This is a genomic window from Rheinheimera sp. (assembly GCF_037442345.1).
In the GTDB taxonomy this organism is placed as follows: Bacteria; Pseudomonadota; Gammaproteobacteria; order Enterobacterales; family Alteromonadaceae; genus Pararheinheimera.
On sequence record NZ_JBBIQL010000031.1, the window covers coordinates 35,108 to 42,947 of the forward strand.

10 protein-coding genes and 1 other RNA gene are annotated in these 7,840 nt (G+C 52.9%); 6 read left to right on the top strand and 5 right to left on the bottom strand.

The genetic code is table 11. The features are described 5' to 3' along the window. Nucleotides 1–690, bottom strand: a complete 690-nt coding sequence (locus WKJ04_RS16590; protein ID WP_337881436.1) for a histidine kinase — start codon at nucleotides 688–690, stop codon at nucleotides 1–3. 161 nt (nucleotides 691–851) lie between these two features. Here WKJ04_RS16590 and WKJ04_RS16595 point away from each other — a divergent pair, with 161 nt between their 5' ends. Further along, nucleotides 852–1,250, top strand: a complete 399-nt coding sequence (locus tag WKJ04_RS16595) for a translation initiation factor (RefSeq protein WP_337881437.1) — start codon at nucleotides 852–854, stop codon at nucleotides 1,248–1,250. Nucleotides 1,251–1,310: 60 nt separating this feature from the next. On the opposite strand, the gene grpE is transcribed toward WKJ04_RS16595, so the two are convergent. Together grpE and hrcA are read right to left on the bottom strand one after the other, a co-directional pair. Beyond that, nucleotides 1,311–1,877 carry a nucleotide exchange factor GrpE gene (grpE, locus tag WKJ04_RS16600; protein ID WP_337842568.1) on the bottom strand — a complete coding sequence of 189 codons (567 nt, stop codon included), beginning with the start codon at nucleotides 1,875–1,877 and terminating at the stop codon, nucleotides 1,311–1,313. Between the two features lie 29 nt (nucleotides 1,878–1,906). Next, the gene (hrcA, locus tag WKJ04_RS16605; protein WP_337842567.1) at nucleotides 1,907–2,929 is read right to left on the bottom strand and encodes a heat-inducible transcriptional repressor HrcA; all 1,023 of its coding nucleotides are present in this window, start codon (nucleotides 2,927–2,929) and stop codon (nucleotides 1,907–1,909) included. Between the two features lie 135 nt (nucleotides 2,930–3,064). Between hrcA and nadK the strand changes: the two genes are divergently transcribed. The 3 genes from nadK (at nucleotide 3,065) to bamE (ending at nucleotide 6,177) form a co-directional block, all read left to right on the top strand. Then, nucleotides 3,065–3,946, top strand: coding sequence for an NAD(+) kinase (gene nadK / locus WKJ04_RS16610; RefSeq protein ID WP_337842566.1), 882 nt, complete (start codon nucleotides 3,065–3,067; stop codon nucleotides 3,944–3,946). 71 nt (nucleotides 3,947–4,017) lie between these two features. Beyond that, entirely contained in the window at nucleotides 4,018–5,685 is a 1,668-nt protein-coding gene (recN, locus tag WKJ04_RS16615; protein WP_337881438.1) for a DNA repair protein RecN, read from the top strand. A 138-nt stretch (nucleotides 5,686–5,823) separates the two neighbouring features. Next, a complete protein-coding gene (bamE, locus tag WKJ04_RS16620; RefSeq protein ID WP_337881439.1) occupies nucleotides 5,824–6,177 on the top strand; it encodes an outer membrane protein assembly factor BamE in 354 nt (117 codons plus the stop codon). Nucleotides 6,178–6,236: 59 nt separating this feature from the next. On the opposite strand, the gene WKJ04_RS16625 is transcribed toward bamE, so the two are convergent. Together WKJ04_RS16625 and WKJ04_RS16630 are read right to left on the bottom strand one after the other, a co-directional pair. Beyond that, complete coding sequence (locus WKJ04_RS16625; RefSeq protein WP_337881440.1) at nucleotides 6,237–6,587, bottom strand: RnfH family protein; 351 nt, start codon at nucleotides 6,585–6,587, stop codon at nucleotides 6,237–6,239. Continuing rightward, the gene (locus WKJ04_RS16630; protein WP_337881441.1) at nucleotides 6,580–7,023 is read right to left on the bottom strand and encodes an SRPBCC family protein; all 444 of its coding nucleotides are present in this window, start codon (nucleotides 7,021–7,023) and stop codon (nucleotides 6,580–6,582) included. The genes WKJ04_RS16625 and WKJ04_RS16630 overlap by 8 nt, the downstream gene beginning before the upstream one ends. Before the next feature lie 113 nt (nucleotides 7,024–7,136). Here WKJ04_RS16630 and smpB point away from each other — a divergent pair, with 113 nt between their 5' ends. Next, nucleotides 7,137–7,619, top strand: a complete 483-nt coding sequence (gene smpB / locus WKJ04_RS16635; RefSeq protein ID WP_337881442.1) for an SsrA-binding protein SmpB — start codon at nucleotides 7,137–7,139, stop codon at nucleotides 7,617–7,619. A gap of 137 nt (nucleotides 7,620–7,756) precedes the next feature. After that, nucleotides 7,757–7,840: a transfer-messenger RNA gene (gene ssrA, locus WKJ04_RS16640) on the top strand; the annotation flags it as partial.

Consider the following 7,840-nt stretch of genomic DNA (forward strand, 5'->3'; position numbering starts at 1 on the left):
TTATGATGCGGGCAGCAGGGCCGGCAAGACAAGACAAAGCGCCACAAGCCTGACCAGCGCTGCTGTATGATAGGCCTGACGCTGGAATGCTTCGGCGTCAATAATACCTGCCACTGCTCCATCTGCATTCAGCAGTGGCAGGCAGGCCTCTGACAACACCTTAGGGTCACAGGTGTAATACTCACCACCTGCAGTTAAATAGGCTGTCACATCGTTGATGATTTTGGCTTTGCCGGACAACCCCACTGTGCTGTTGTTGCTGATTTGCGCAAACTCAGCGGTCAACGGAAACTCAGCGCGTGAAGGAGCACCGAAGTACGCCAGCTTGACCAGTACAGGTTCGCCGGCACTGTTGGTGCGGGCCTGATAAATGCCAAACCAGTCGCTGTGGCCGCTTGTCTGATAATCGCGGACTAAAGCCGTCAGCTGCTGTAAACACAAGGTGTTTTGTTTGGTCTTGCCAAGAGTGGCCGCTAAGTCATAAGGCTCATCAGCCAGTTGACCAAACAAAGAGCAGGCGCCGCCTTCACCCAGTTCAGGCACCTGATACTGCCACTGCAATTCTGTGTCTGCGACCGGAGCCAATTCGGTTAAACGGGCGACTTCAGCCGCAATGGCCTGGTGTTGGTCGTGCAGCAGACCGGCTAAACCCGATTGCTGCAGATAAAGTTCAATAGACAATTCAGCCATCCAGATTTCTAAAAATTAGCGTTAGTTTACCAGATGACCGGCGTTTGCCAACGGCTTTTTTAGCGTCAAATGGGGGCTTTTTTCCGGCGGCAGACACAAGTTGCTTGCAGCACAGCGAGGCCTTGTTTATCGTGCCGTTTTTGAACCGACTGGAGCAGACAATGAGCGGAAAAAAACTGTCCCTGGCCGACTGGCAACAACAGCTGGGCCGGGTGGAACCCAGCCCGGAATCCACCTCGCCGGAAGGGCTGGTGTACAGCACCAGCCAGGGCAGGATTACAGCAGCGCCACCGCAGGCAGCAGAACCACAGGGCTTTGCCGACGGCAAACTGCGGCTTAAACGTGAAACCAAAGGCCGTAACGGCAAAGCCGTCATTACTATTGCCGGGCTCACTGAAAGCGCTGAACGTGTCACTGAAATAGCCGCACTGCTGAAGAAAAAGTGTGGTTGTGGTGGTGCCGTAAAAGACGGCATCATCGAAATTCAGGGCGATCAACGTGAAGTGATTGTCGCAGAGCTGGAAAAACTGGGGTACAGCTGCAAGTGGGCCGGTGGCTAAATCTTTCTGCAGAATTGCGGCCGTCAGATGGCGGGGGCTAGCCCCGCCACTACACAAAAATTAATCCGCTTTCGAGACACCAACCATGGCTGGGCGCAGCAGGCGGCCATTCAGTTCAAACCCTTTTTGCATCACAAAGACCACCGTATTGGCTGGCACTTCCGGGTTCGGAATCATCGACATCGCCTGGTGCTTCTCAGCACTGAATGGCTCTCCCTGAGGGTCAATTTGCTGCACGCCATTTTTCGCCAGGGTATCGAGCAGACTTTTCAGGGTTAAATCCACGCCTTCTGCCAACGCTTTTTGCGCTTCGTCTTCGCGGTTGATAAAGGTCAAAGCGCGCTCCAGGTTGTCCACCACCGGCAATAAATCGGCGGCGAACTTCTCCAGCGCAAATTTATGCGCTTTTTCAACATCCATCGAAGCACGGCGGCGAATATTGTCTGCTTCGGCTTTAATGCGCAGCATTAAATCGTGCTGTTCCGCCAGTTGGGCTTTGCTTTGTTGCAGTTCGTTGTCCAGCCTGGCCACCAGCTCCTGTTCTGGCGTCAGCTCCACATGGTCCTGTTCTGCCACAGTCTCGGCCGTCTGTTGTTGTTCAGTCTGCACTTTTTCTTGCTCGCTCATTCGTTACTACTCCAATCAAAGTCCGCTTATTATGGGGATTGATTCAGATGATTCAAGTTAAAAAACACCCGCTGCGCCACAGCTTCCACCAAAGGCACAAAGCGGCCATAGTTCATGCGGCTCGGGCCCAATAAGGCAATAAAGCCATGGGGTTCAGCGCGGTAACGGGCACAAATCAGGCTGACTTTGGCCAGTTGTTCCATACCACATTCCAACCCCAGCAATAATTTGGTTTGCTGATCCTGAGTGACAGGGCGCAGCAACTGCACCAGGCAAGAGGCATCGGACAGCACTTCGGCCACCTGTTGCAGTGCGGGGTCGGTTTGATAGTCGCGGCCCTGCATCAGCTGATGCTGACCATAAATAAAGGGCTGATGCTGAGCCACTTCATCCAGACTCAGCTGTGCCAGCGCATTTTTTACCAGCAGTTGCACCACACCGGATTCCTGCCGGGCCAGCAACGCCAGCCTGGAAATGCCATCCAGCCAGTCTTCTCCGCAAAGTGCCGCATTGAGCAGACAGAGCACCCGTCCAAGCACGGTCTGGTCAATTAAATCATCGTGGTACAGCACCCGGTGCAGAATATCGCCGTCTTCATCGATCACCACCAGCAATAAACGTTGGGTGGCAAGACGCACCAAATCGACCTGACGGATCACCCGCCCCTGCCCCTTAGGCGCACTGACAATGCTGACCAGACCTGTTAAGTCAGCCAGCAACTGACCGGCCTGCTGACACAACAACGACACGGGCAGTTGGGGTGTCAGTTGGGTTTGAATGGCATCCTGCCAACGGCTGGACACAGGTTCAAACTGCAGCATTTTGTCAATAAAGAGCCGGATGCCGCTGGTGGTTGGAATCCGGCCCGCCGATGTATGCGGAGAACGGATAAAACCCTGCTGCTCCAGCTGCATCATGGTGTTGCGCACAGTGGCTGAGCTGACCCCCAACTCGTCATGGTCGGCCAGCAGTTTGGACGACACCGGCAAACCGTCGGACAGGTACTGTTCAACAATCAGCTTTAAAATTAATTCGGGCCTGCTTAGCTGCACTCTTTATCCACACTGAGGTCATCGGAAATACCGGGCTATTGTGGGGTCAGAATCGAAAATATCAAGCCCTTTGCCGGGCCACAGAACTGCAGCTATACTGGCCCGAACCTTGAAAGTCGCGGATCACAAAGGAAGATGAGCAGCAGTTTCAGACGAATAGGCCTGATTGGAAAACCGAACCACGAAGGAGCCAACGCCACCCTGCTGGCGTTGTATCAGTTTTTGCAGCAACGTCAGCTGGAAGTGCGGATTGAACAGCGGGTAGCCGAGTCGCTGCAGCTGGATCCGATGCTGAGCCGCGACCTGGTCGAGTTAGGCAAAGACTGCGATTTAGCCATAGTGGTGGGCGGTGACGGCAATATGCTTGGCGCTGCGCGGATTTTTGCCCGTTTTGGCGTGCCAGTGCTGGGTGTAAACCGTGGTAATCTGGGGTTTCTGACCGACTTATCGCCGGAAAATTTTGCCGAACCTTTAACTCAGGTGCTGGCAGGCAACTTTGTCACCGAGCAGCGTAACTTGCTGCAGGTGGAAGTCCACCGGCATGACACGGTAAAAAGCAGCAATACGGCGGTCAACGAAGCCGTGCTGCACGCCGACAAAGTGGCGCATATGATTGAGTTTGAAGCGTATATCAACGGCGAGTTTGTATTCAGCCAGCGCTCGGACGGCCTGATTATCAGCACGCCTACCGGCTCCACCGCCTATTCACTGTCGGGTGGCGGTCCCATCCTGACGCCTGAACTGGACGCGATGAGCCTGGTGCCCATGTTTCCCCACACCTTAAGCAGCCGCCCCTTGGTGGTGTCGGGTACCAGTGAAATTCTGCTGAAAGTGTCCCCGGCCAATGACGCACATTTACAGGTCAGCTGCGACAGCCATGTAATATTGGCGGTAATGCCGGGCGATGAAATACGTATCCGGAAACACCCAAAACCTCTGACGCTGGTGCACCCGCCTGGTTACAGCTATTACAAAGTACTGCGCAGTAAACTGGGCTGGGGCAGCAAACTTTATTAAATTTTCAGCAGCCGCTTGCGGCCCCCAAAATTACTGTATAAATTAACAGTAATTAATTTTTGGGGGCCCGTATGCTGAATCATCTTCACATCAGTAACTTTGCGATAGTCCGTGCGCTGGAATTAGACTGGCGCGCCGGTATGACCACCATCACCGGCGAAACCGGGGCAGGTAAATCCATTGCGTTGGATGCCTTGTCGCTCTGTCTTGGCGAACGCGCAGAGGGCGATGTGGTCAGGCCCGGTGCAGACAAAGCCGATATAGTCGCGACCTTTGACGTGTCCGCACTGGACAGTGCCAGACAATGGCTGGCTGAGCAGGACCTCGCCATGGGCCAGGAATGCATAGTACGGCGGGTTGTCAGCACTGAAGGCCGCTCCAGAGGTTATATCAATGGCGTACAGGTTCCGGCTCAGCAACTGAAAGCTTTAGGGCAGCATTTAATCTGTATTCATGGCCAGCATGCCCATCAGTTATTGCTGAAAAACGACTATCAGCGTCAGCTGCTGGATGCGTTTGCGCATAGCCAGACAGCTCTGGCGCAGTGTCGTCAGTTGCACAAGTTATGGCAGCAACTGAAAGCAAATTACCGGGAGCTACTGCAGAACCAGCAACAACGTGAAGCCCAGCGCCAGTTGCTCGAATACCAGGTGGCAGAACTTGACCAATTTGCACCAGCCGAAGATGAATTTCCTCAGTTAGAACTGGAGCAGCAGAAACTCAGCAACAGCCACAGCCTGATCCAGGCCAGCCAGCAAACGCTGCAACTGCTGTATGACCAGGACGATGGCAACAGCTATCAGCTGCTGCGTCAGGCCAGCGCGCAGCTGGAAGATTATCTGGACGTCGACGCTGAACTGCAGCCAATGTATCAGCTGTTGCAGGATGCCTTGGTACAGGTGGAGGAAGCCAGTCGCGAGCTGCGCCGCTACAGTGAAAAAGTAGATGTAGACCCGGAACGGTTGCAGGAGGTCGACAACAGGCTCAGCCAGTGGCTGCAGCTGAGCCGTAAACATCAGATAGCACCGGAGCAACTGGCAGCCCATCATCAGCAACTGCAACAACAGCTGACGGAGCTGGCCGATGATGATGAACGTCTGCAGCAGTTGGACGGCGAAATTCAGCACGCCCAGCAGCAGTATGCGCTGGCGGCCCAGCAACTGACCGAACTGCGTCAGGGCGCGGCACTGGAATTATCAGAACGTATTGCCCACAGCATGGCGGAGCTGTCGATGGCCAACGCCCGCTTTCATATTGCCGTTGAAGCTATGGGTATCGACAAGGCAGGCAAAGAAGGCTGGGACCAGGTGGAGTTTTTAGTCTCTACCAACCCGGGCCAACCGTTGCAGGCTTTGCATAAAGTGGCCTCAGGTGGCGAACTGTCCCGCATCAGCCTGGCGATTCAGGTGATACTGGCAGGCAAAGTCACCACACCCACACTTATTTTCGACGAAGTGGATGTAGGTATCAGTGGCCCGGTTGCCGCTGGTGTCGGCCGCTTACTGCGTCAGTTAGGTGACAATACCCAGGTGATTTGTGTGACTCACCTGCCGCAAGTAGCCAGCCAGGGCCATCATCAGCTGTTTGTCGAAAAATACACAGATGGCATCGCCACTGAAACCCGGATCCGCAGCTTAAGTGATGAAGAGCGGGTGCAGGAAATAGCCAGGTTACTGGCAGGAGAAAATGTCAGTGCCAATGCAATCGCCAATGCGAGAGAGCTGTTATGCGCACCTTAGCTTTGTAACGCAAGCCATTGTTCTGGAGGCGAATAATCTCTGATGAACTTCTGCTGACCGCTGCAGTCAGAGAAGGACTTTAATTTCAGCCTTTGCTTGCGGTATGATGCTGCCAGACTTTTTTAAATGAAGATAACCATGAATTCTGTAGTAACCCGTGCCCTGATAGTGGCCACAGCGTTGAGCCTGACTGCGTGCAGCAGCTGGATTTACCGTATCGACATTCCGCAAGGTAATTTTCTGGAACAAAAAGACATCAATAAATTACGGGTGCATATGACCAAAGAGCAGGTACGCTTTGTGTTGGGCAATCCCGTTGCTGAAAACGCTTTTGATGATCAGATTTGGCATTACTTTTATTCGCTCAAAGGCGGGCGCGGTAACAATTTCGAGAAGCAACTTGTTGCCCGCTTTGATCAGGAAGGTAAATTACTGGATATCTCCGGTGATTTTGACAAACCAGCAGAATTTAATACTCCGCTGGATATCTGACCCCGGCAGCCCCCCTTCAAAACACAAAAAAAGCCTGTGAATGCAGGCTTTTTTTGCTGTTATTCTGCCGACGGTTCGGCCGATGTGTGAGGCCGGCCTCCCGTCACTTTATCAGCCCGGCCTTCTTCTTTGGCTTTCTCCGCCCGGCGACGGCGCATGTCTTTCGGGTCGGCAATTAACGGACGGTAGATTTCAATACGGTCACCCGCTTTGACCCTATCCGTCAGTTTGCAGGTCCGGCTCCAGACCCCAACTTTGTTCTGCCCCAGATCAATTTCAGGATGCAAACGCAACATACCGGATGATTCAATCACCTGCTGTACTGTCGCATCCGCAGCTACTGAGACACTTAATAAGCTTTGTTTTTCCGGTGTTGCAAAAGCCACTTCCACGGCTATCTGTTCACGCATTGGGTGCCCCGTACACTTGTTTGGCTCTTTGGGTAAAAGCGCCGACCATAGCTGCGGTCAGCTCGTTAAACACTTTGCCAAAAGCAAACTCGATTAGTTTGCTGGAAAATTCAAATTCCAGTTTCAGTATGACTTTACAGGCCTGCGCATTCAGCGGCACAAAATGCCAGCCACCACTTAATGCTTTAAAAGGGCCTGATTCGAGCTGCATCCGGATTTCGCTGTTTGGCACCAAGGTATTGCGGGTGGTGAACTGCTGGCTGATACCGGCTTTTTTCACTTCCAGACAGGCCAGCATCTGCTGAGCACTCTGCGACAATACATCCGCTTTGCTGCAACCAGGTAAAAACTCAGGATAGCTGGGTACATCGTTTACCAGATTGTACATTTGCTCGGCGCTGTAAAAAACCAGTGCGCTGCGCTCAATTTGTGGCATACTCTCTCCCCTTAATGCAGGCCGCGATTGTAACAGATCTGCGCCCTGCCTCAACGCCTCTGACTGGCAACAGCCATTGCGATGGACTCTTCAGCTTCTTTTTATTTCTGAGCATGAGCAAAAAACAGAATCCGAAAAATCAGGGTGGCACCATAGCCCTGAACCGAAAAGCCCGGCACGAGTATTTCCTTGAAGACAAATACGAAGCAGGCATCAGCCTGCAAGGCTGGGAACTTAAAAGCATCCGCCAGGGCAAGGTCAACCTGTCCGACAGTTATGTCATTCTCAAAGATGGCGAAGCCTATTTATTTGGTGCCCAAATTCAACCGTTGAACAGCGCGTCCAGCCACGTGATTTGTGACCCGGAGCGTTCTCGCAAATTGCTGTTAAACAAAAGGGAAATCAGCAGACTGATTGGTGCCAAAGAACGCGACGGTTACACCATGGTCGCGACGGCCATGTACTGGAAAGCCTGTTGGGTGAAACTGGAGTTTTACCTGGCCAAGGGTAAAAAGTCTTTTGATAAACGCGACGATATCAAAGACCGTGACTGGTCCCGTGAAAAAGAGCGCATGATGAAGCACACGGCCCGTTAAGGCGGTGTGCTTGAAACTGGCGATTTCATCGCCATATAGAACTTAACTGCAGCTTCAGGCCAATTATTGGTTGTGACAACTGCGGTGGCGGCGTAAAATGCCGCTGTTACTTTAGTGTTTTATGAACACCTGAATTCGGGGCTGATTCTGGATTCGACGGGATTCACGAACTCTGAGGTGCATGCCGAGGTGCGGTAGGCCTCGTAAAAAAGCCGCAAACT